Source organism: Fusicatenibacter saccharivorans (assembly GCF_027667425.1).
GTDB lineage: Bacteria > Bacillota > Clostridia > Lachnospirales > Lachnospiraceae > Fusicatenibacter > Fusicatenibacter saccharivorans.
The window spans coordinates 106,853-130,476 of record NZ_JAQEGR010000009.1; the positions used below are offsets into that span (position 1 = coordinate 106,853).

At 48.1% G+C, this 23,624-nt stretch carries 22 protein-coding genes and 2 pseudogenes; 22 read left to right on the forward strand and 2 right to left on the reverse strand.

What is annotated here, in order from left to right:
• Nucleotides 1-93: 93 nt before the first annotated feature.
• From gltX to PGS38_RS10165, 10 genes are all read left to right on the forward strand, one after another.
• A complete protein-coding gene (gene gltX / locus PGS38_RS10120; RefSeq protein WP_022462713.1) occupies nt 94-1,545 on the forward strand; it encodes a glutamate--tRNA ligase in 1,452 nt (483 codons plus the stop codon).
• Complete coding sequence (locus PGS38_RS10125) at nt 1,542-3,362, forward strand: ATP-dependent helicase (RefSeq protein WP_118594903.1); 1,821 nt, start codon at nt 1,542-1,544, stop codon at nt 3,360-3,362. The genes gltX and PGS38_RS10125 overlap by 4 nt, the downstream gene beginning before the upstream one ends.
• A 150-nt stretch (nt 3,363-3,512) precedes the next feature.
• Nucleotides 3,513-4,505 carry a 2-hydroxyacid dehydrogenase gene (locus tag PGS38_RS10130; RefSeq protein WP_022462715.1) on the forward strand — a complete coding sequence of 331 codons (993 nt, stop codon included), beginning with the start codon at nt 3,513-3,515 and terminating at the stop codon, nt 4,503-4,505.
• Between the two features lie 163 nt (nt 4,506-4,668).
• Nucleotides 4,669-5,028: a zf-HC2 domain-containing protein gene (locus tag PGS38_RS10135; RefSeq protein WP_022462716.1), complete on the forward strand. Its 360-nt coding sequence runs from the start codon at nt 4,669-4,671 to the stop codon at nt 5,026-5,028.
• Complete coding sequence (gene polA / locus PGS38_RS10140; protein WP_118594902.1) at nt 5,025-7,700, forward strand: DNA polymerase I; 2,676 nt, start codon at nt 5,025-5,027, stop codon at nt 7,698-7,700. Before PGS38_RS10135 ends, polA begins: the two co-directional genes overlap by 4 nt.
• Before the next feature lie 34 nt (nt 7,701-7,734).
• Nucleotides 7,735-8,334 carry a dephospho-CoA kinase gene (gene coaE / locus PGS38_RS10145; RefSeq protein ID WP_118594901.1) on the forward strand — a complete coding sequence of 200 codons (600 nt, stop codon included), beginning with the start codon at nt 7,735-7,737 and terminating at the stop codon, nt 8,332-8,334.
• Complete coding sequence (locus PGS38_RS10150) at nt 8,321-9,118, forward strand: MBL fold metallo-hydrolase (RefSeq protein ID WP_055218850.1); 798 nt, start codon at nt 8,321-8,323, stop codon at nt 9,116-9,118. The genes coaE and PGS38_RS10150 overlap by 14 nt, the downstream gene beginning before the upstream one ends.
• 97 nt (nt 9,119-9,215) lie before the next feature.
• Nucleotides 9,216-9,488 (forward strand): ACT domain-containing protein, encoded by a 273-nt coding sequence (locus PGS38_RS10155; protein WP_022462719.1) that lies wholly within the window; start codon nt 9,216-9,218, stop codon nt 9,486-9,488.
• 19 nt (nt 9,489-9,507) lie between these two features.
• Nucleotides 9,508-10,872 (forward strand): PFL family protein, encoded by a 1,365-nt coding sequence (locus PGS38_RS10160; protein WP_055267333.1) that lies wholly within the window; start codon nt 9,508-9,510, stop codon nt 10,870-10,872.
• Nucleotides 10,873-11,099: 227 nt separating this feature from the next.
• Nucleotides 11,100-11,333: a hypothetical protein gene (locus PGS38_RS10165; protein ID WP_055267335.1), complete on the forward strand. Its 234-nt coding sequence runs from the start codon at nt 11,100-11,102 to the stop codon at nt 11,331-11,333.
• Here PGS38_RS10165 and PGS38_RS10170 read toward each other — a convergent pair.
• Nucleotides 11,254-11,436 (reverse strand): annotated as a pseudogene (locus tag PGS38_RS10170) (IS66 family transposase); the annotation flags it as partial. The gene PGS38_RS10165 and the pseudogene PGS38_RS10170 overlap by 80 nt on opposite strands.
• A gap of 481 nt (nt 11,437-11,917) precedes the next feature.
• Here PGS38_RS10170 and PGS38_RS10175 point away from each other — a divergent pair.
• The 4 genes and pseudogenes from PGS38_RS10175 to PGS38_RS10195 all read left to right on the forward strand — a co-directional run bounded on the left by PGS38_RS10175 (nt 11,918) and on the right by PGS38_RS10195 (nt 15,850).
• Nucleotides 11,918-14,092 carry a hybrid sensor histidine kinase/response regulator gene (locus PGS38_RS10175; protein WP_118594900.1) on the forward strand — a complete coding sequence of 725 codons (2,175 nt, stop codon included), beginning with the start codon at nt 11,918-11,920 and terminating at the stop codon, nt 14,090-14,092.
• Between the two features lie 24 nt (nt 14,093-14,116).
• Nucleotides 14,117-14,854, forward strand: a pseudogene (locus tag PGS38_RS17810) (substrate-binding periplasmic protein).
• A 257-nt stretch (nt 14,855-15,111) separates the two neighbouring features.
• A complete protein-coding gene (locus PGS38_RS10190; protein WP_055228394.1) occupies nt 15,112-15,417 on the forward strand; it encodes a response regulator in 306 nt (101 codons plus the stop codon).
• Nucleotides 15,418-15,538: 121 nt separating this feature from the next.
• Nucleotides 15,539-15,850: a hypothetical protein gene (locus PGS38_RS10195; RefSeq protein ID WP_147342484.1), complete on the forward strand. Its 312-nt coding sequence runs from the start codon at nt 15,539-15,541 to the stop codon at nt 15,848-15,850.
• On the opposite strand, the gene PGS38_RS10200 is transcribed toward PGS38_RS10195, so the two are convergent.
• Nucleotides 15,793-17,043, reverse strand: coding sequence for a tRNA(Met) cytidine acetate ligase (locus PGS38_RS10200; RefSeq protein WP_117805083.1), 1,251 nt, complete (start codon nt 17,041-17,043; stop codon nt 15,793-15,795). The two genes, PGS38_RS10195 and PGS38_RS10200, sit on opposite strands and share 58 nt — an antisense overlap.
• Nucleotides 17,044-17,258: 215 nt before the next feature.
• Between PGS38_RS10200 and pta the strand changes: the two genes are divergently transcribed.
• From pta to rnc, 8 genes are all read left to right on the forward strand, one after another.
• Nucleotides 17,259-18,254 (forward strand): phosphate acetyltransferase, encoded by a 996-nt coding sequence (gene pta, locus PGS38_RS10205; RefSeq protein WP_022462726.1) that lies wholly within the window; start codon nt 17,259-17,261, stop codon nt 18,252-18,254.
• Between the two features lie 99 nt (nt 18,255-18,353).
• Nucleotides 18,354-19,550, forward strand: a complete 1,197-nt coding sequence (locus PGS38_RS10210; RefSeq protein WP_022462727.1) for an acetate kinase — start codon at nt 18,354-18,356, stop codon at nt 19,548-19,550.
• A 74-nt stretch (nt 19,551-19,624) separates the two neighbouring features.
• The gene (locus PGS38_RS10215; protein ID WP_055267341.1) at nt 19,625-20,152 is read left to right on the forward strand and encodes a YceD family protein; all 528 of its coding nucleotides are present in this window, start codon (nt 19,625-19,627) and stop codon (nt 20,150-20,152) included.
• Nucleotides 20,153-20,154: 2 nt separating this feature from the next.
• Nucleotides 20,155-20,334, forward strand: a complete 180-nt coding sequence (rpmF, locus tag PGS38_RS10220) for a 50S ribosomal protein L32 (RefSeq protein ID WP_022462729.1) — start codon at nt 20,155-20,157, stop codon at nt 20,332-20,334.
• Nucleotides 20,335-20,541: 207 nt separating this feature from the next.
• Entirely contained in the window at nt 20,542-21,327 is a 786-nt protein-coding gene (locus PGS38_RS10225; RefSeq protein ID WP_055218872.1) for a hypothetical protein, read from the forward strand.
• Nucleotides 21,328-21,555: 228 nt separating this feature from the next.
• Nucleotides 21,556-22,596, forward strand: coding sequence for a phosphate acyltransferase PlsX (gene plsX / locus PGS38_RS10230; RefSeq protein ID WP_118601360.1), 1,041 nt, complete (start codon nt 21,556-21,558; stop codon nt 22,594-22,596).
• Nucleotides 22,586-22,819, forward strand: coding sequence for an acyl carrier protein (gene acpP, locus PGS38_RS10235; RefSeq protein WP_117802558.1), 234 nt, complete (start codon nt 22,586-22,588; stop codon nt 22,817-22,819). Before plsX ends, acpP begins: the two co-directional genes overlap by 11 nt.
• A gap of 105 nt (nt 22,820-22,924) precedes the next feature.
• Entirely contained in the window at nt 22,925-23,617 is a 693-nt protein-coding gene (gene rnc / locus PGS38_RS10240; protein ID WP_055218876.1) for a ribonuclease III, read from the forward strand.
• Nucleotides 23,618-23,624 lie beyond the last annotated feature (7 nt).

Genomic DNA, 23,624 nt, shown 5'->3' on the forward strand with positions numbered 1-23,624 from the left:
AAACGCCGGGCTGTTTTCCATTCTAAATAAATGGTGGAAGGGAACAGACAAAAGGATTGTTCCAGAAAAACCAGAAATCAGGAGAAAAGAAAAATGAGCAATGTAAAAACAAGATTTGCACCGAGCCCGACAGGCCGGATGCATGTAGGAAACCTGCGTACTGCCCTGTATGCGTATCTGATCGCAAAACACGATGACGGAACCTTTATGCTCCGTATCGAGGATACCGACCAGGAGCGTTTCCAGGAAGGCGCACTTGATATCATCTACCGTACCTTAAAAGAGACCGGCCTGGTACACGACGAGGGACCGGACAAAGACGGCGGCTGCGGCCCGTACGTACAGAGCGAGCGTAATGCAGCAGGTCTGTACCTGAAATACGCAAAACAGCTGGTAGAGCAGGGTGACGCTTATTACTGCTTCTGTGACGCAGAGCGCCTGAGCCAGTGCAAGCGTAACGTAGGCGGAAAAGAAATCTCGATCTACGACAAACACTGCCTTGGTCTTTCCAAAGAGGAAGTAGAGGCCAATCTGGCAGCCGGCAAACCGTACGTCATCCGTTTCAATATGCCGACCGAAGGAACCACAACCTTCCATGATGAGATCTACGGAGATATCACCGTAAACAACGAGGAGCTGGAAGACCTGATCCTGATCAAATCCGACGGATATCCGACCTACAACTTCGCAAACGTCATCGACGACCATCTGATGGGTGTAACCCACGTTGTCCGCGGTAATGAGTATCTGTCCTCATCCCCGAAATACAACCGTATTTACGAGGCATTCGGCTGGGAAGTTCCGGTTTACGTACACTGTCCGCTGATCACCAACGAGGAGCATCAGAAGCTGTCCAAACGCTGCGGCCATTCTTCTTATGAAGACCTGATCGATCAGGGCTTCTTAAAAGATGCCATTGTCAACTTCGTAGCCCTTCTTGGATGGAGCCCGGAAGGAAACCGCGAGATCTATTCTCTCGAGGAGCTGGTAAAAATCTTCGATTACCACCACATCAGCAAATCTCCGGCCGTTTTCGATATGACAAAACTCCGCTGGATGAACGGCGAGTACATGAAGGCAATGGACGACGAGAAGTTCTATGAGATGGCGCTTCCGTATATCCAGAAGACAATCCACCGTCCGCTCGATTTTAAGAAAATTGCAGCCATGGTAAAAACAAGAATCGAAGTATTCCCGGATATTGCAGACCTCATCGACTTCTTCGAGGAAGTTCCGGAATACGACGCTTCGATGTACACTCACAAAAAGATGAAGACAAACGAGGAGACCTCCCTTGCACTTCTTCAGGAAGTAAAACCGCTGCTGGCAGCGCAGGAAGATTTCAGCAATGATGCTCTCTTTGAGATGCTCAGCGCATTCGGAAAAGAAAAAGGATACAAGACCGGTTATATTATGTGGCCGATCCGTACCGCTCTTTCCGGAAAACAGATGACACCGGCCGGCGCAACGGAAATCCTTGAGGTTCTGGGAAAAGAGGAGTCTCTTGCCCGCATCGACAAAGCGATTGAGAAATTATCCAAATGATATATAATAATTCACAGAAAAAAGCGGTGATGCATACCACCGGCCCCATGATGGTCCTTGCCGGACCGGGGTCGGGGAAAACCGCAGTGATTACGGGGCGGACCTGCCAGCTTGTAACGAGCGGCATTTCCGCCTCTCGTATTCTTGTCGTAACATTTACGCGTGCGGCGGCAAAAGAGATGAAGGAGCGGTATTTGAAGGCGATGGGAAAGACGAGTACCCAGGTCACCTTTGGAACGTTCCACGGGGTATTCTACGCGATTCTGCGCCATACGTATCGCATGTCCGGCAACAATATTTTAAGCGAGGAAGAGAAAAAGCGGCTGATGCGCGAGCTGGTCAACCACTATGCCAGAGACCTGGAGGAAGAGGATCTCGAGGAAAATCTGGCGCGCGAAATCAGCACTGTGAAGAACAATCAGATCCCGCTGGAACATTACTATTCCGCCTGTATGCCGCAGGAAAAATTTCGCGAAATCTATGAGGCGTATGAGAAATGGCGGAAGGAGAACAAAAAACTCGATTTCGACGATCTGATGGTGCAGTGCAAACGTCTCTTTCTGGAGCGGCCGGAGGTCCTCCGCGCCTGGCAGCAGAAATTTCAGTATATCCTGATTGACGAGTTTCAGGACATCAGCCCCGTGCAGTATGAGATTGTGCGGATGCTGGCGCTGCCGGAAAATAACCTCTTTATTGTCGGTGATGACGATCAGTCGATTTATCAGTTCCGCGGGGCCAAGCCGGAGATCATGCTGAATTTTCCGAAAGATTACCCGGGCGCGGCGCAGGTAGTGCTCGATAAAAATTACCGTAGTACGGAATTTATCGTGAAGCGGTCCCAATGCCTGATCCACCACAACAAAAAGCGGTATGAAAAGGCGATTTCCACCGACAACGAGAAAGGCGCTCCGGTTGCAATCCGGGGATATAAGAACCCGCGCGAGGAGATGCGTGCCGTTGCCGAGGAGCTGCGGGAGGCGGAGAAAAACGGCTGTCCGTATGAAGAGATGGCGCTTTTGTTCCGCACGAATCTTGGCTGCCGGACAGCAGTAGAGGAACTGATGGAAGCACAGATCCCGTTCCAGATGCGGGATACCCTGCCGGATCTCTATGACCACTGGATTGCGAAAGATCTGCTGACGTATCTGAATCTTGCGATGGGAAGCCGGAAGCGCGGCGAGTTTTTAAAGATTGCCAACCGCCCGAACCGTTATCTGTCGCGGGATGCCTTTGAGGAGGCGACTGTTTCGTTCGATGCACTTCTGGAATATTACGAAGAAAAAGACTGGATGTGCCAGCGGATCCGCAAACTGGAGCAGGATATCACGACACTGACGCATTTATCGCCGTTCGGCGCGGTCAATTACATCCGCTATGCGATCGGCTATGAACAGTATGTGAAGGAATATGCTGCATACCGCCATCTGAAAGAGGATGATCTGATTTCCGTTTTGGACGAGCTGCAGGAGGCGGCAAAGACCCAGAAAAGCATCGAGGGCTGGTTTGCACATATTGAGGAATACCAGCAGAAGATGAAGGAAAAACAGAAGCAGCGCGCAGAGAGTGCGGAAGGAGTTATGGTTTCCACCCTGCACAGCGTCAAGGGACTCGAGTACGACAAGGTCTATCTTCTTGACGTCAACGAGGGTGTAATGCCGTATCAGAAAGCAGTCCTTGCGGAGGCGATCGAGGAGGAGCGGCGGATGTTCTACGTCGGAATGACGCGCGCCCGGAAAGAGCTGACGCTCTGTTACGTGGAGGAACGGTTTGAAAAGAAAGTCGAGCCGTCCCGGTTCCTGGACGAGGTGATCCAGTAAATTTGTACTGTTGTGAAAGATGTTGAAAATAAATTTACTAATTGATAAAATTTTAACAAATAATACATTGACAAAGTTTTAACAATGAAGTATAGTAATACCTGTAAGCGGGAACAATAAGATGACCGCAAAGCGAGGAGGAAAAACATTATGAAAATTTTATTTTACGATACCCAGAGCTACGACAGAGAATCTTTCGACCGAACCAAAGAGCAGTTTCCAGAAATTGAAGTGGAATATTTAAAAACCGGCCTTGCTGCAAGAACCGCTTCCCTGGCAAAGGGCTACGATGCCGTGTGCGCCTTCGTAAACTCCGATGTCGGAACAAAAACCGTAGAAGCACTGCATGAGGCAGGTGTCAAGCTGATCCTGATGCGTTGCGCAGGCTTCAACAACGTAGATTTAAAGACAGCTGCAAAATACGGCATTGATGTACGCCGTGTACCGGGTTACTCCCCGGAGGCTGTAGCTGAGCATGCGATGACACTGGCCATGACGGTCAACCGCCACATGCACAAAGCATATACGAAAGTAAGAGAAAACGACTTCAGCCTGGGCGGACTGATGGGATTTAACTTCTATCAGAAGACCGCCGGAATCGTCGGAACCGGAAAAATCGGTGCGGCTATGGCAAGAATCTGCCGCGGTTTCGGCATGAAAGTTATTGCTTACGATGTATACCAGAATGAATCCTTAAAAGATTTTGTTACGTACGTAACTCTTGATGAACTGCTGGCACAGAGTGATCTGATCTCCCTGCACTGCCCGCTGATGGACAGCACATACCACATGATCAACCGCGAGAGCATCAAAAAGATGAAAGACGGCGTGATCCTGGTCAATACGTCCCGCGGAGGTCTGGTAAAGACAGACGACCTGATCGAGGGAATCCGTGCAAGAAAATTCTTCGGCGTCGGCCTTGACGTATACGAGGAGGAAACCCCGAACGTATTCGAGGACCGTTCCGATGAGATTCTGGAGCACTCCACCACAGCACGTCTCCTGTCCTTCCCGAACGTTATGATCACTTCACATCAGGGATTCTTCACCGAGGAAGCACTGCGTGCGATTGCAGAGACCACACTGCAGAATGCACTGGATTTCGAGGCAGGAAAAGAGACCCCGAACATTGTCCGTGCATAATGGAAATCCACTAGAAAACAGTTATCTTATAAGAGAACAAGAGACAACCCATTTTCGGCGGGTTGTCTCTTTTAAATTATGAGAAAATAGTGTATGATGGTAGATAGCAGAAAAAACGGCCAGAGGAAAACACTGGCCGGATACAAAAGGAGAGCAGGATTTTATGGACTGTAAAGAAGCAGAAAAATTAATACAGCCATACGTGCAGGGAAATATGCCGGAGAAAGAGATGGAACCGTTTATTTCCCATATCCGGAAATGCCATACATGCCACGAGGAACTGGAGACATATTTTATTGTGAACCGTGCGATGGCATATTTCGAGGATGACGCGCCCGATTCCTACAATCTGACAGGACTTCTGGAACGCGATCTGGAGAAAAAAGAGGAAGAAGCGAGACACCGCCGGTACAAAGATACGTTTTTCCGGGTGCTGATGCTGATTCTCGTTCTGTTTCTGGTGCTCCTGGCTCTGCACTATTTTGAAGTGATAGAATTACCCTGGCTGAAAGGATTATTATGAGTGATAAAATCGTATTACTGGACGGACACAGTATTCTGAACCGGGCTTTTTACGGCGTACCGGATCTGTCCAATGCAGAAGGACTGCACACGAACGCCGTATATGGATTCCTGAATATTCTGTTTAAAATTCTCGATGAGGAGCAGCCGCAGTATCTTGCCGTGGCGTTTGACCTCCATGCGCCGACATTCCGCCACAAAATGTATGACCAGTACAAGGAAACGAGAAAGCCGATGCCGCAGGAATTGCGCGAACAGGTCCCGGTGATCCAGGAAGTGCTCGCAGCAATGGACATTGAGATTGTCACAAAAGAGGGCTATGAGGCGGATGATATCTTAGGAACGCTCGGCCGCAAATGCGAGGCGGAAGGGATGGAAGTTACGATCGTATCCGGAGACCGCGACCTGCTGCAGCTTGCAACGGACCACATTCTGATCCGGATTCCAAAGACCGTAAAGCGTGTGACGACGATTGAAAATTACCACACGGCAGAGGTGCTGGAAAAATACAGTCTTCTCCCGAAACAGATCATCGATCTGAAAGCGCTGATGGGCGATACCGCAGACAATATCCCGGGTCTGCCGGGTGTCGGCGAGAAAACCGCGACGAAAATCCTGCTGCAGTACGAGACACTGGAAAATGCGCATGCACATTTCGAGGAGATCAAACCGAACAAGGCAAAAGAGGCGATGCGTGATCATTATGATCTGGCGGAATTAAGCAAAAAACTTGCAACGATTGATACCGATGCGCCGGTGGAGCTCGACCGTGAAAAAGCGGCACTCTCGAATTTTTATACATCAAAAGCGTATGAGATGTTCAAACGTCTGGAGTTTAAAAACCTGCTGGGCCGCTTCGAGGAGACGAATGCAGAACCAGAGGATGCCGTCTTTCTGCGCACCGTAACGGATTTTTCCGAGGCGGAAGAACTCTTTGGAACCATCGCGAAGGAGGAGAAGGCAGGAGCCGCTCTTCTGACAGAAGAAACCCCGAAGGACGGACCGATGGCAGATCGGAGCCGTTCACTTGTCGGTATGGCAGTTGCGTATGGAAGCGGAGAGCCGGATGTTGTTTACTTCCCAGCAGAAGGTTTCCTGACCGGAGATTATTTAAAAGAAAAATTGACTGAGTTGCAGAAGCAGATTCCGGTTTTCTGCGTCATGGACGGAAAAGAATTTCTGAAGGATATGCCGGACGCCGATGAAGCCCATCTGTTTGATGCCGGAATTGCCGCGTATTTATTAAATCCATTGAAATCACAGTATTCGTACGATGATATCGTAAAAGAGTACGTACACCGCTATGTGCCGGCAGTGGAAGAGATCTTCGGCGGAAGCAAGATTCCGGCCGCAGGAAAGATGACGCCGGAACAGCAGGAGTCGTATGCAGGTCATCAGGCGTATGCTGTATTTGCCGCACAGGAAAACATGGAAAAGCTGCTGAAGGAGCAGGGCATGTGGGATCTGTACCGGAATGTGGAGATTCCGCTGGTGTTTACGCTCCGTCAGATGGAAGCGGATGGAATCGCCGCAGAAAAAGAAGCACTTTCCGTTTACGGAGCTGAGCTGGCGGAGCGGATCGGAGAGCTGGAGGCACAGATCTACGAGGAGGCCGGCGAGGAGTTCAACATCAATTCCCCGAAGCAGCTCGGCGTGATTCTGTTTGAAAAGCTGCAGCTTCCGGGCGGCAAAAAGACCAAGACGGGTTATTCCACCGCCGCCGATGTGCTCGAAAAGCTCGCACCGGATCACAAACTCGTTGCCGATATTCTGGAGTACCGCCAGCTTGCCAAACTGAAATCGACGTACGCCGACGGTCTGCAGGCCGTGATCGGGAAAGATGGAAGAATCCATTCGACATTTAACCAGACCATCACCGCGACCGGCCGCATCAGCAGTACCGATCCGAATCTGCAGAACATTCCAGTGCGGATGGAGCTTGGCCGTCTGATCCGGAAAGCCTTCGTGCCAAAGCCTGGCTGTGTCTTTCTGGATGCCGACTATTCCCAGATTGAGCTCCGCGTGCTGGCCCACATGTCGGGCGATGAAAACCTGATCGAGGCGTACCGCGAGGCGGAGGATATCCACCGCATGACGGCATCGAAAGTGTTCCATGTGCCGCTTGAAGAGGTAACACCGCTGCAGAGAAGAAATGCGAAGGCGGTCAACTTCGGTATCGTATACGGCATCAGTTCGTTCGGTCTGGGCCAGGATCTCGGCATCAGCCGGAAAGAGGCAGAGGCCTATATCCAGCAGTATTTCGAGACGTATCCGGGTATCCATGAGTTTTTGAACCGCTGCGTAGAGGATGCCAAAGAGAAAGGCTATTCCGTGACGATGTTCGGACGCAGACGGCCGATGCCGGAGCTGAAATCGAGCAACTTTATGCAGCGGTCATTCGGCGAGCGCGTTGCGATGAATGCGCCGATCCAGGGAACGGCGGCGGATATTATTAAAATAGCGATGATCCGCGTGGCGAAACGGCTGAAAGAGGAGCAGTTAAAGACCAGACTTCTTCTTCAGGTACACGATGAGCTGCTGCTGGAAGTGCCGGAAGACGAGCTCGAAAAGGCAGAACAGATCCTGGAAGAGGAGATGACCGGGGCAGCACATCTGGCTGTCAAACTCGAGATCGATATGCACACAGGAAACAACTGGTACGAGGCGAAATAGCGCACTCATACCAGGAGCGAAAGGATACAAAAGAATGAAAGTTTTTGGAATTACAGGCGGCGTTGGCGCCGGAAAAAGCGAAGTGCTCACGTACCTTGGACAGAATTATGATGCAACGGTGATCCAGGCGGACGAGGCAGGTTACCTTGTGATGCTGCCGGGCGGCGAATGCTATGGAGAGATTGTGAAGCTGTTCGGCAGACAGATCACCACAGAGACCGGCGAACTTGACCGGAAACGGATTGCTGAGATCGTTTTTCAGGACGAAGAAAAGTTAAAAGCCCTGAATGCGATCATTCATCCGGCGGTAAAACGGTATATCAAAAAAGCCATTGCAGCCGCGGAAAAAGCAGGGACGGAATACGTCTTTGTGGAGGCCGCACTCTTAATCGAAGAAAAATATGATGAAATTTGTGATGAACTGTGGTATATTTATGCGGATGAAGAAGTCCGGAAGGAGCGATTGATCGAAGGACGCGGCTATTCCGAGAAGAAAGTTCGCGAAATCATGGCAAATCAGCTTTCCGAGGATGAATTCAGCAGCCACTGCGATTTTGAAATCGACAACAGCGGCGATTTTGAGGAAACAAAAAAACAGTTAGACCATAGGATGAAAAGATATGAAACTTTGTAGTATTGCAAGTGGTTCGAGCGGAAACTGCATTTTCGCGGGAAGCGAGACCACAAGCCTTCTGATCGATGCGGGCATCAGCGGAAAGCGCGTGGAGGCGGGACTGGCTGTTCTCGACCGCAGCGCGAAGGAGCTGGACGGCATTCTCGTGACACATGAGCATTCCGATCATATCCAGGGCCTTGGCGTGCTGGCGCGCCGGTACGGTATTCCGATTTACGCAACGGATGGAACAATTCAGGCGATGCAGCAGACGAAGAGCCTTGGAAAGTTTCCGGAGGGGATTTTCCACACGATTCACGCGGATGACACGTTTACGCTGGGTGATATCGCCGTACATCCGTTTACGATCTCCCACGATGCGGCAGAGCCGGTCGGCTACCGCATGGAATCCGGCGGGAAATCGATTGCGATCGCGACGGACCTTGGTGTCTACAGCGATTACACGGTTCAGAATCTGACCGGGCTGGATGCCGTTTTGTTGGAGGCAAATCACGACGAGAACATGCTTGCGGTCGGACCGTACCCGTATCCGTTAAAACAACGGATCGCCGGGGCGAAAGGCCATTTATCGAACCTGGCGGCAGGCCATCTCCTCTGCGAGATTCTGCACGACAATCTGCAGGAAGTGCTGCTCGGCCATCTGAGCAAGGAAAATAATTATGAGGCACTGGCCTTTGAAACCGTGGCCTGCGAGGTCACAACGGGTGATAATCCGTATCACTCGGGTGATTTTCATCTCGCTGTCGCTAAAAGAAGCGAAGTATCACCGTTAATTGAGGTTTAAATATACATTTTTAGCTACATACCATGTTTTTCGCAAGGCCGCCATTACCGGTTTTTCCGGGGCTTTGACATAAAACCAGAAAAAGGAGAATGGAAACATGAAGAAGACAATTATCACTGTCGTAGGCAAGGACACCGTGGGCATTATCGCAAAGGTATGTAATTATCTGGCAGAGAACCAGGTAAACATCGAAGACATTTCTCAGACGATTGTGCAGGGATATTTCAACATGATGATGGTAACGGACGTCTCCAAGAGCGAGAAATCCAACGCAGAGCTTGCAAAAGATCTGGAGGAGCTTGGAAGTTCCATCGGCGTTGTCATCCGCTGCCAGCATGAAGATATTTTCAATATGATGCATCGTATCTAAAGCGAAGGAGAAAAACGACATGATAAATCTGTTTGAAGTAAAGGAAACGAACGAGATGATCGAAAAAGAGAATCTGGACGTTCGTACCATTACCCTTGGAATCAGTCTTATGGACTGTATCGACTCCAATCTTGACAAGCTGAACCGCAAAATCTACGACAAAATCACGACGACTGCCAGAAATCTGGTTTCCGTAGGTGAGGAGATCGAGGGCGAGTTCGGTATTCCGATTGTAAACAAGAGAATTTCCGTTACCCCGATTGCCTTAGTCGGCGCAGCAGCCTGCAGAACGCCGGAGGATTTCGTGACGATTGCACAGACTCTGGACCGTGCGGCAAAAGAAGTCGGCGTCAATTTCCTCGGCGGCTATTCCGCTCTGGTAAGCAAAGGTATGACGACAGCAGATGAGCTTCTGATCCGTTCTATCCCGCAGGCACTGGCTGTTACGGATTTTGTCTGCAGCTCCATCAACCTTGGCTCCACCAAAACCGGTATCAACATGGATGCTGTCAAACTGATGGGTGAGATCATCAAGAAGACGGCGGAGGCAAGCAAAGAGAACAATTGCCTTGGATGCGCAAAACTCGTTGTTTTCTGCAATGCACCGGACGACAACCCGTTCATGGCAGGCGCTTTCCACGGCGTAACCGAGGCGGATGCCATCATCAATGTCGGCGTTTCCGGCCCTGGTGTTGTCAAACATGCTCTGGAAAAAGTACGCGGCGAGAACTTTGAGGTACTCTGCGAGACGATCAAGAAGACCGCATTTAAGGTAACGCGTGTCGGCCAGCTCGTTGCACAGGAGGCTTCCAAGCGGCTGAACATTCCGTTTGGTATCATTGACCTTTCCCTGGCACCGACTCCGGCGATCGGAGATTCCGTTGCGGATATCCTTGAGGAGATCGGCCTCGAGCACGCAGGTGCACCGGGAACGACGGCGGCGCTGGCACTTCTGAACGATCAGGTGAAAAAGGGCGGTGTTATGGCATCTTCCTATGTCGGCGGTCTCTCCGGCGCATTCATCCCGGTTTCTGAGGACCAGGGTATGATCAACGCAGTCAACGACGGTGCGTTGACCATCGAGAAGCTGGAAGCTATGACTTGTGTCTGCTCTGTAGGCCTTGACATGATCGCCATCCCGGGAGACACGAAAGCATCGACCATCTCCGGAATCATCGCAGATGAGCTTGCCATCGGTATGGTCAACCAGAAAACAACGGCAGTCCGCCTGATTCCGGTCATCGGAAAAGGCGTGGGCGAGACCGTAGAATTTGGCGGCCTCCTCGGCTATGCACCGATCATGCCGGTCAACAACTTCTCCTGCGAGGCATTCGTCAACAGAACAGGAAGAATCCCGGCACCGATTCATTCGTTTAAAAACTAAAGAGAAAGCTGAAAAGCCGGCAGTGATCCTGAATGGAAAGGATCGCTGCCGGCTTTTTTTACTATCTGCGCAAATAAAAATAGTAATTTTAAGGAATGTATAGTATGATATATTACATATTGATAATTTTACTTGCAACCCATAAAAAGTGTAAGAAAAAATGAATTATTACGGGGAACTTCAGCGGTAGCAGCCGTTGTTCTAGCAATACCTCTGCGGATGTGGATGTGAAGGCCGCCATAGAAAACACAAAGTATTATTTGAACAAAAACGGCAAAATGCAGACTGGCTGGCAGAAGATCGGTGGAAAATGGTATTACATGGATAAGAACGGAGCGCTGCAGGAATCTAAATGGATCAGCGGAATTTATTATGTAAAAGTCGATGGGCAGTCCGTTCGTCTGATGAAAGACCGGAAAGCTTTCCTTCCTCCCGGTAAATCGCACGGATCGGGTTCATGATGAGGTACAAAACAGACTGTTTCCTCAGATCTTTCGGTATGACCTCCAGTGCCTCATGGAACTTGCGCCTGTAATGTACCCAGCACCCTGCGATCTTCAGATCTCCAAAATATGATGTTCCTCAACTTCGACTTTTCAGGCACAAAGCGGTAACATCTGGATATGGCATCTGGAAGCTGTTTTCATTCTTTTTGCCGATCTGTTTTTTTCTTTTTGGCTGCTCTTATTGGACAGCACGATCTGTTCCATCATCAGCTGCATCTTATCATTGCGGGTCTGTGTCTGTTTTGTCAGTTCCTCCATCTGATCCTGAAGACAGAGAAACAGAAGAAAATATATCTGCCGAAAGTCCATTTCCGTTTTTGATACACATCACTGGAACTTTGGGCACAGTTGCTGTTCTTTTTTTGCCTTTTAACGCTAAAAGGTAATGTTTTTCTTGTGTGCAGTAAAGTGTTAGAGTATAATAAAACCAGTTTTTTTGCATAAGTTTAAGCGGAGAATCCTGCCGTAGCAGGATCCTTTCTTACGGTGTTATTTCACAGACGTAACCATAATAGTTTTACTGCAGGGGGGGATAGAAAATGAAAACAAAAGAGATTCAGGAACTCTATCAAATAAAATTACATAGTATGGACACGATCCTGCATCAGATATCGCTTATGGATCAGGTGGAAAATGAGCAGGAGCTGTCAGAAATTATTCACTCTTTGTTGCAGGCGATTGGAAACTATACAGGGGCAGACCGGGTATATGTTTTTGACTGGGAAACCGATCAGAAGGACAGTCTGAGCAATACATTTGAATGGTGTGCCGATGGAGTGGCACCAGAGATAGATAACCTTCAGGCAATCCCGGTCAGTTCGATGCCGAACTGGGTGAAACGATTTGAAAACAAGGAAGTAATCGTGATTCATGATCTGGAAGCGACAAAAAATTCTGAACCGGAAGAATATGAATTGTTAAAAACACAGGAAATATGTTCCTTGATTGCGGTGCCGATTTATGCCAATCATCAGATGAATGGATTCATCGGGGTAGATAATCCTGATTTGAGGCAGAATGAGATTTCCATTACACTGCTGTCTGATGTTGGCGGACATCTTGGATGTGTGAGGGAAAATCTGAAAAGTACGGTACTGTTGAAAAAGGCTCTTGATGAGGCGACAAAGAGGTCAGAGATTATTGCCGCAATTGCTACGTTGTATGTAACAATCGTACAAGCCAATGTTAAAGAGCGGACATATGAGCTTTTGAAAGGCCATGACCTTGTGCAAAAAATCCTTGGACAAAAGGGGAAAATTGATGATGTTATGGAAAGACTTCCAACAGCATTTGCCGCCCAGGAAGAGAGAAAAAAATACCGGGAGTTTCTTGACTTTGATACATTGACAGAGAGACTTCGTAATACGAATTTTGTTTCGATTGAATTTATGGGAGTAAACGGAGAATGGCGGCTGGCCAGATTTATTGTAAAGAGCAGAGATGCACATGGAAACGCTGTGGATGTGCTTTATGTCGTACGAGATATTACGGAAGAAAAATCACGGGAACTCATGTATCAGAAACAGCTTAAGGAAAGCATGGAAGATGCTCATCGCGCGAATCTTTCAAAAACAGCCTTTCTCCGGCGTATGAGCCACGATATCCGTACACCGCTAAACGGAATCGTGGGGATGATCCATATCGCTGAAAAATATAACAATGATGTGGTCAAGTTAAGGGAATGCAGGAAGAAGGTACTTCAGTCCGCCGATTATCTGCAAAATCTGATCAACAATGTCCTGGATATCAGCAAACTGGAATCCGGTTCCCTTGTGTTGGAACATAAATCCTTTGATCTGGCAGAACTGTTAAGGAATAATCTGACGGTTGTTGCAATGAGTGCTTATGAGAATGGTGTAAGATTTGAAGGCGGCGTGGAAGCAAGCACAATCCGCCACAGATATTTGATTGGAAGTCCGGTACATCTGAGCAGGGTTTTAATGAATCTTTCTTCCAACGCGATTAAATACAATCATTTTCATGGAACAGTGAATGTTCATTGCGAAGAATTATCGGATGATGGGAATATAGCTGTTTTTCAGTTTGTATGTTCAGATACCGGTCTTGGTATGAGTGAAGAATTTCAAAAACATGCGTTTGATGCTTTTGCGCAGGAAGGCAAACAGTCAACTACAACATTCAGTGGCTCCGGTCTGGGACTTTCGATTGTCAAAGATATTGTTGAACGGATGGGTGGAACGATAGAACTGGAAAGCGAAGAAAATGTAGGAAGCACGTTTACGGTTACGGTTCCATTTGAAATAGATTATTTGGCTGAAAATAATGATTCACAGAAGGACAGCTACTCACAGGACAGGGATCTGTCAGGAAAACGGGTGCTTCTTGTTGAAGATAATGTCATTAATATGGAGATAGCCCATGAAATCCTGGGGGAGGAGCATCTGAACATTACAGAAGCGAAAAACGGAAAAGAGGCACTTGAAATATTTCAGAATTCCAGGTTGGATGAGTATGATGTCATCATCATGGATGTGATGATGCCGGTCATGGATGGGCTGGAAGCAACAAAAGCAATTCGTATGCTGGAACGTGAAGATGCCAAAAAGATTCCAATCATTGCCATGACGGCAAATGCTTTTGAGGAAGATCGGAAAGCATGTCTGGAGGCCGGGATGAATGAACATATTGGAAAGCCGATTGATATTCCGCGATTAAAAAGAGCGATCACAAAACTGCTGACAAAAAAGGGGTAGTAAACGCAAAAACATAATCATTCATTGAAATTAAGAAAAACTATAGTAATTTTATTAGGACTTTTGATATTTAGCAGTCACCCTGGCAGGGTGCAAAAACACAGATAACACGAAAGAAGAAACCGAAAAGCCTGTTATTACCCTCGGCAGCGACAGCTATCCACCATACAATTATCTGAATGAGGATGGTGTACCGACAGGAATTGATGTAGAACTGGCTACGGAAGCATTCAAAAGAATGGGATAACAGGTGAAGGTTGTCCAGATCAACTGGGAGGAGAAAAAAGAACTGGTGGAGAGCAGCGAGATTGATTGTATCATGGGCTGTTTTTTCTATGGAAGGACGTCTTGACGATTACCGCTGTCCAGTCCACAACCAAACCGGAAAGCATCTTTCTGAACCGGACGGATGAGAGGATCCCAAAGCTGGGAAATCTGATCATCCTGGGACACCGGGAGCTGATCTATACGTTTCTGGGAAAAGGATATGTAGATGCGGTTGCTGCACACGAGGAATCTATCGTTCAGTATAGGAAGGATTATGATGCAAGCTTCCGTATCCTGGAAGAGCCTCTGATGATCACCGGAATAGGCGTTGCTTTTGCAAAAGAGGATGACAGGGGAATCTGTGAGCAGATGGGCCAGACACAGGAAGAGATGCGTCTGGATGGCACATCCCTGAAAATCATTGAAAAATACCTGGATGATCCCCAGAAGTATCTGGAGGTGGAGAAAAACGGATCCAGCTGCTCGGCGGTCTGATAGGAATCTGTGTAGCTGTAGTCTCTCTGTTTTATTTCTTCCACGCAGAAAAAGCAGAAGCAGAGAAAAGAATGGTGGAGATTGTAAACTATGTGAAAGTGCAGTGTTCCACTACACCCATTATAATGAATCTTCGGAATCCAAAAGTCTCCTCCGTGCCATTGAAAGTGCCAGACAAATGAGTACAAATATTAAAATGGAAACAGAAAACGGCGGGCAGCTAAGAGAGGATTTCCTGAAAGAAAAAAGGTGCCGACGTGACAAAAACATGGGATGGTCAGGAAGCTGTTGAACTGTTCAGAAATAGTGAACCTGGTGAATTTGATGTCATTCTTATGGACATTATGATGCCGGTCATGAATGGTTATGAAGCTACAAAGATGATTAGGTCTCTGGACAGAGAGGATGCAAAGAAAATACCGATCATTGCAATGACAGCAAATGCGTTCACGGAGGACAGAATAAGGGCAAAAGAAGCAGGGATGAATGAACATGTTGCTAAGCCTGTTGATGTGGAATTACTGATGAAAGTAATTTATAGCGGGAGTGCTATGAAGCATTAATAGTACATGAGAAAACAAGGAGGAATTCAGTTGTTGGAGAAAGCGGTTCAGGCTGCAATATATGAAAAAGCTCTTAAAAATCATTATATAGAAATCCTGTACATTGATTTTGAAGATACTCATGCGTTATGCATCTGGCAATATAGATGATCTTAATCGGATAAAACAGCAGATGACGATGGAAGCAATCACACAGGGAACAGCAGAACACATCATGCATCATGTTATGATCAATTTTATACTGAATGGTGAGATGCGTTTCATGCAGTTTGACTTTACAAGAGAAAGTGCAGATACAAAAAATGTTTTCCTGTTTGTGGAGGACTATACAGTTCCACAGCAGCAGATGATGCTGCTGCTGGAAAAAAGCTGGTTCTATAACAGAACCAGCTTTTTTGTGTATTCATGGACGAACTGTGTCCCTGTTTTGTGAGAACGGACAGTCTCGTAAAAAAGAGAGGCCTGTATATCGCTCTCAAAGGCGGCAAGTGCATCGCCGGTAAGAAGCCGCGGGGCGTCGGCTGCCTTGGCAATGAGCGGCAGAGAAGAACGTCTTCTAATCTCTTTTAACAATGCACCGGCACTTTTTCGGAAACCGAGAACACGGTTATAGCCGGCCGGGTACAATGTTTTCTGGTTCAGAAGCAGATGCATCAGGGCACGGCTGATGCGGGTGTAGGTCATCTCTTTTGTTTTGAGCTGCAGGGCGAACTCCGAGAATGAGGAGCATGCGTGGCGCTGGCGGAGGATGCGGTTGGCAAGATCCGGCGAAAGATCAAGATAAGAGGAAAGGGATTCCTTCGTTTCTGTGAGGAGCCGCGCGGCGAGGAGCAGGCTGAAATCATCGCTGGAAAGCAGGCCGTGTGCGGTGACGGCGTCCTGGAAAGCGGGATAGACTGCTTCCGGCATGCAGGAGGCGAGCGCGGACAGTTCCGGATCCTTATGCGGATTGGAAAAAAGAAGATTCCGCATTGCTGTAGCAGAAGGGAGTGCCTGTGTGAAAAGCGCTCCTTCGTGGTAGCCGCTGCCCTCCCGGCGGATCGTTACCGGCCGAATGCGGCTTTGTGACAGCAGAAGTGCCTGGACATATTCAATGCCTAAAATATTGTTTGGTTCTTTTAAAAAGGTATCAAGTTCTTCTTTTGAAAGCGAAGAGAAGGAAGCGCTGTCAGAAAAATAAGCGGAAAGTGCCTGTGCGCGCGCCGTCGGGAAGGAAAGTCCGTTCCGAAGCAGACCGGAGAGCAGCTCGCGGTATTCCTCCGGCTCGTGGAGCAGAACATCAGCGAGTTCCAGAAACGGCGCCGTGTCTCCATATTCACTGCCAAAGCAGAGAAAATCGACGCAGCCAAGCGCAGTAAGAAGCGATACCGCCCCGCGTGCGAAATGCTGTGCACTGCCGAGTGCAAAGTGACACGGAAGCTGTAAGATAAGGTCCGCGCCGCCAAGAAGCGCCAGCTCCGCACGGTCATGTTGGTCAAGAATCGCAGGTGCGCCGCGCTGGACGAAATCGCCGCTCATAATCACGACAAGATAGTCCGCCCCGGTCAGTTCCCTGGCTTTTGCCAGCTGATAAGCATGGCCGTTATGAAAAGGATTATATTCTGCAATGACTGCGGTAATGGTCATAAAACGTACCTTCTTTCGAAAAAAATAGCACGATTCCAAACAGAGAGGAACCGCGGATCACATAGCCCTATCGTAACAAAAACAGAAAAGGAATGCAAGAATTCCTCCGTTTTGGATTTTTTGTCCAGTTGTTTTGAATTTTATACTTGCGAAAGGGCAAAAAGCGTACTACAATGAGAATATCGAGTAAATTTATCGAAAGGAGTCAAAAGATCATGGGATTTATTGACACAATTAAAGCAAGAGCAAAAGCAGACAAAAAAACAATTGTACTGCCAGAGTCAGAAGACAGAAGAACATATGAGGCTGCTGCACAGATCCTGAAAGAGGACCTTGCAAATCTGATCATCATCGGAAGCGAAGAGGCAGTAAAGAAAGGCAGCGAGGGACTGGATGTCTCCAAAGCTACTATTGTAGATCCAGAGAAAAACGAGAAAACACAGGCTTATGTAGATAAGCTGGTAGAGCTTCGTGCAAAGAAAGGCATGACTCCGGAGAAAGCAAGAGAGACCATCCTGAATGACTATACATATTATGGCGTTATGATGGTTAAAATGGGAGATGCAGACGGACTTGTTTCCGGTGCCTGCCATTCTACCGCAAATACCCTTCGTCCATGCCTGCAGATCTTAAAGACCAAACCAGGTACAAAACTCGTATCCGCATTCTTCCTGATGGTAGTTCCGGACTGCGAGTACGGCGATGACGGTGTATTCGTATTCGGTGACTGCGGTCTGAACCAGAACCCGAATCCGGAAGAGCTGGCTGCAATCGCAGAGTCTTCCGCAGAGTCCTACCGCATGCTGACCGGAAACGAGCCAAGAGTTGCTATGCTTTCCCACTCCTCCAAAGGAAGTGCAAAACATGCTGATGTAGACAAAGTTGTTGAGGCTACCAGAATTGCAAAAGAAGCAAACCCGGATCTCGCTCTCGACGGCGAGCTGCAGCTTGATGCAGCAATCGTTCCGAGCGTAGGTGCATCCAAAGCTCCGGACAGCAAAGTAGCAGGAAAAGCAAACGTTCTGATCTTCCCGGATCTGGATGCCGGAAACATCGGATACAAACTGGTACAGAGACTGGCAAAAGCAGAAGCATACGGCCCAATGACGCAGGGTATCGCAGCTCCAGTCAACGATCTGTCCCGTGGATGCTCCGCAGAGGATATCGTTGGTGTTGTAGCAATCACTGCTGTACAGTGCCAGGCACAGTAAGCACGAAATAAAACCAATTACAAGCGGTTTTCTGGCCGGCTGCGGAGAACAGGCCGGCCAGAAGTTTTAATAAGACTTTTAAAATAGGAGAATTTAGAAATGAACGTATTAGTAGTAAACTGCGGAAGTTCCTCTCTGAAATTCCAGCTGATCAATTACGATAACCGTGACGTCCTGGCAAAAGGACTCTGTGAGAGAATCGGTATCGACGGACGCCTCGTTTATGAGCCAAAGAACGGCGAAAAAGAGGTAACAGAAGCAGCAATGCCGACACACGTAGAGGCAATCCAGATGGTTCTGGACGCTCTGGTAAACGAGAAGAGCGGCGTCATCAAGAGCCTGGAAGAAGTAGATGCCATCGGACACCGCGTTCTGCACGGCGGAATGAAGATCACAAACTCTGTTATCATCGATGACGAAGTAATCAAAGTTATCGAGGAGTGCGCTGACCTTGGTCCTCTGCACAATCCGGCAAACCTGATGGGAATCAATGCCTGCATGAAACTGATGCCGGGCGTTCCAAACGTAGCAGTATTTGATACCGCATTCCATCAGACCATGCCTCCGAAAGCATATATGTACGGTATTCCGAAAGAGTACTATGAGAAATACGCAATCCGTAAATACGGCTTCCACGGAACTTCTCATAAATTCGTATCCAAGAGAACCGCAGAGTTCCTTGGCAAAGACTACAACGATCTGAAGATCATCGTATGCCATATGGGAAATGGTGCTTCCCTTTCCGCTGTAAAGAACGGCAAATGTGTAGATACCTCCATGGGCCTTACCCCGCTCGAAGGTGTGATCATGGGAACCCGTTCCGGAGATATCGATCCGGCTTTTGTTGAGTATCTGTGCAACAAAGAGAACCTGACCGTATCCGAGGTTCTGAACATTCTGAACAAGAAATCCGGTATGCTCGGCATGACCGGCATCTCCAGCGATTACCGTGATGTATCTGCAGCAGCAGAGGCAGGTAATCAGGATGCCATCAACTGTCTGGAAGCATACGCTTACCGCATTATCAAATACATCGGTTCCTACATCGCAGCTATGGGCGGCGTAGATGTGATCACCTTCACCGCAGGCCTTGGAGAGAACGCTATTCCACTTCGTGAGACCATCTGCAAAGCATTTGAGTTCATGGGTCTGGAATTCGATTCTGAGGCAAATAACTGCCGCGGCGTTGAGAAGATCATCACCAAAGAAGGCTCCAAGATTACAGCATGCGTGATCCCGACCAACGAGGAAATCGCAATCTGCGAGGAGACTGTAGAGTTAGTAAAAGGAAAATAAAAAATAATTCAAAAAGCAGTTGACAATTCTTACCTTCCCGGGTATAATTGGTAAAGTGTGATTAGGAGAACAATATGAAAATCAGTCTGACCAAGTTATTTGCGCAGGACGGAAAGTCCGAAAAGTATGAAATTCCGCTTACATCCGAAACTTTTTCGATCGGCGGGCAGGACTATCGGGTAATCGAAAAACATCCTGTTATCCTTGGCCTTACGCATGAAGGCAATCGTGTGATCACGATCACCGGCAGCGCAGACCTTACAATGGAGATTCCATGTGCAAGATGCCTGACACCGGTAGCGACTCCATTCCAGCTCGAGTTCGATCTGCAGATTGATCTGAATCTGTCAGAGGAAGAACGCGAGGAAAAAGAAGAGGACTCTTCGTTTGTGGAGGGAGACGAGCTCGATGTGGAAGAACTGGTTCGTAATGAGCTCATAGTCCAATGGCCGATTCGAGTGCTGTGTAAAGATGACTGTAAAGGAATCTGCAGCCGTTGTGGTGCGAATCTGAATATTCAGACCTGTGATTGTGATACCACAGGGCTAGACCCCCGAATGGCTGCAATCAAAGATATATTCAGCAAATTTAAGGAGGTGTAACTATGTCCATTTGTCCTAAGAATAAATCTTCCAAAGCAAGACGCGATAAGAGAAGAGCAAACTGGAAAATGTCTGCTCCGAACCTTGTAAAATGCAGCAAATGTGGTGCTCTTATGATGCCGCACAGAGTTTGCAAAGCTTGTGGTTCTTACAACAAAAAAGAAGTCGTTGCAATGGACTAATATTCATAAATCGGAATCAGTTCCGATGTGCAATGCAGCAAAAGGCTCCCGTCACCGGGGGCTTTTTTGTTGTCTCTGCGGGTTGTCTGGAAGCGTCATATAAAAGATTTGACGTGGTGTGTCGTGATGTGCTATAATGGTCTCGGTGAGAATTGAAACAATATTGCAACATTTTCGTAACAATTATAAAAAAGGAGTGCAAAGCATATGAAGAATAGACGAATCATATTTCTGGCAGCATGCATGTGCAGTGTAGTATTCCTCTCAGGATGTTCCACAGACAGTCTGATGGATAAAATGATGGGAACTGAGACGACGGTTTCGTCTTCGGCCAGTGTAGATATTTCAAAAGAGGACAGCGATGCTGTTCATGTAGATGCCAATCTGGAAAAGCCGGTTTTTTCGGTAAATCCGGTGGAGAGCCTGCAGATTCCCGTTGGAAATACATCTGGAAAGCTGACTTGTGAGGCAGGAATAACGGGAGAAGGCACAGTAACATATCAGTGGTATAAGAACAACGTAAATTCCAACGGCGGAGGAACGCCGATTGAAGGCGCAACAGAAGTGACATACCAGGTCGATACTTCGGCGGAGGGCAAAGATTACTATTACGTTGTGGCAACAAACACGGTTGGAAATACCGTTTCCATGGCGACGAGTACGGTAACAGAAGTTACGGTAATTCCGGCAGGGAAATGGGTTCAGAATGAAAACGGATGGCAGTATCAGAATAATGATGGAAGCTATGCAACCAATACCTGGCAGAATATCGACGGCTACTGGTACGTGTTTGATGAAAATTCATACATGGTGACAGGATGGTACTGGAGCGGAGAAGAATGGTATTATCTGGCGGACAACGGTCAGATGCAGACCGGCTGGTTCACGCAGGATGGTGAGGAATATTATCTGGATCCGGATACCGGTGTCATGGCACGGAATACAACCATAGACGGTCATGAGATGAATTCGAGCGGAGTCAAGGTTTCTTAAGAAAAATAAGACAAAACAGAGCGGGTGGATTTTGGAAAGATAAATCCACCCGCTTTTTTGGAATACAGGAGAAAGCGCGGATGGGCATTTGTGCTTGATTTTTGCAAAGGAGTTTAGTATAGTTAATACAGCACTTGCATGAGTGCTTTTAGAGCGTGGTTGAAAACGGTTTTTTGAAAGAAAAAGAGTTTTCAAACGCGCTTTAGAAAAGAGAAAAGAGGAAAAAACATGAGTGACTTAGTCAGAGTTGCAGTGGACGCGATGGGCGGCGATTATGCGCCTGCGGAGCCGGTAAAAGGCGCCGTTGAGGCCGTAAACGCAGATGAACGTGTCAAAGTCCAGCTGGTCGGCCAGGTGGATGTCATCGAAAAAGAACTGCAGAAATATACGTACCCGAAGGAGCGGGTTGAGATCGTTCCGGCAACCGAGATCATTGAGACGGGAGAGCCGCCGGTCAATGCGATCCGCCACAAAAAAGATTCTTCGATCGTTGTCGGCATGAAAAAAGTGCGCTACGGAGAGGCAGACGCGTTTGTCTCATCAGGAAGCACCGGAGCAGTCCTGGTCGGCGGACAGACGATCGTAGGACGCATCAAGGGCGTAGAGCGCCCGCCGCTGGCTCCGCTGATCCCGACGAAAGACGGTGTATCCCTTCTGATCGACTGCGGTGCGAATGTTGATGCAAGACCGTCCCATCTGGTGCAGTTTGCCATGATGGGTTCCATCTATATGGAACACGTTGTCGGCATTAAAAATCCGCGTGTGGGAATCGTGAATATCGGTGTGGAAGAAGAAAAAGGAAACGCGCTCGTCAAAGAGACGTATCCGCTTCTGAAAGAAACCCCGTATATCAACTTTGTCGGCAGTATCGAAGCAAGAGAAATTCCAAACGGAGCCGCAGACGTTGTTGTCTGTGAGGCGTTTGTCGGAAACGTTATCTTAAAGCTGTATGAGGGCGTCGGCGCGACCCTGATTTCCAAGGTAAAACAGGGCATGATGACATCTCTGCGCAGTAAAATCGGAGCCCTTCTTGTGAAACCGGCGCTGAAAGAGACACTGAAGTCTTTTGATGCCAGTGAGTACGGCGGAGCACCGCTGCTTGGCTTAAAAGGACTCGTTGTAAAAACGCACGGAAGCTCAAAAGCCAACGAATTTAAAAATTCCATTCTCCAGTGCATTTCATTTAGCGAGGAGAAGATTCCGCAGAAAGTGCAGGAGCATCTGGCAGACTATAAGAGCAGCAGGGAGGCAGCGAAAGATGGAATTTGAGAAATTACAGGAGATCATTGCGGATGTATTAAACGTAGATCCGAATGAAGTAACCATGGAGACAACCTTTACAGATGATCTGGGAGCGGATTCCCTGGATGTATTTCAGATTGTGATGGGAATTGAAGAAGAATTTGATATCCAGATCGAAGCAGAAGAAGCAGAGCACATCGTATCGGTTGAGGATGCGGTGGAAGCGATCAAAAAGAAACTGGCAGAATAATAGAAAATGGCGAAGGGGCTGTTTGCTACAGGACAGCCCCTTTGTTACCGTCCGCAGAACACCTGCAAACGGTAACTATGAGGAAGGACAGGCTTAAAACAGGTTATGAATAATATTGATAAACTCGTGGATTTGGAAAAGAAGATCCAGTATAAATTTCAGGATTTCGGACTGCTGGAGATGGCGATGCGCCATTCTTCCTACGCAAATGAGCACCATATGGAGCGCCTGGAGTGCAACGAGCGTCTGGAGTTCTTAGGAGATGCCGTGCTGGAAGTTGTATCCAGCGAATTTTTATACAAGACATTCCCGCGTCTCCCGGAGGGCGAGATGACGAAAAAACGCGCCAGCCTCGTCTGTGAACCGGCACTGGCATTCTGTGCCCGTGAGATTGACCTTGGAAGCTTTCTACTCCTTGGAAAGGGCGAGGAGGCAACCGGCGGCCGTCACCGCGATTCCATCGTTTCGGATGCTATGGAGGCAACGATCGGTGCGATTTTCCTGGACGGCGGCTTTGAACCGGCAAAAACGTTCGTTCTGAACTATATCTTAAACGATATCGAACACAAACAGCTTTTCTACGACAGCAAAACGATTCTGCAGGAGCTGATCCAGGGTGAGACGGATGAAGAGATTGTTTACACCATCTTAAAAGAAGAGGGACCGGATCACGACAAGAGCTTCTGGGCACAGGTCAGCGTCGGAAAGAAAGCGCTCGGTACCGGAAAGGGCAGAACGAAAAAAGCGGCAGAACAGGCAGCGGCATACGATGCAATTCTTGCCAGAAAAAAAGCGTAGGTGAATT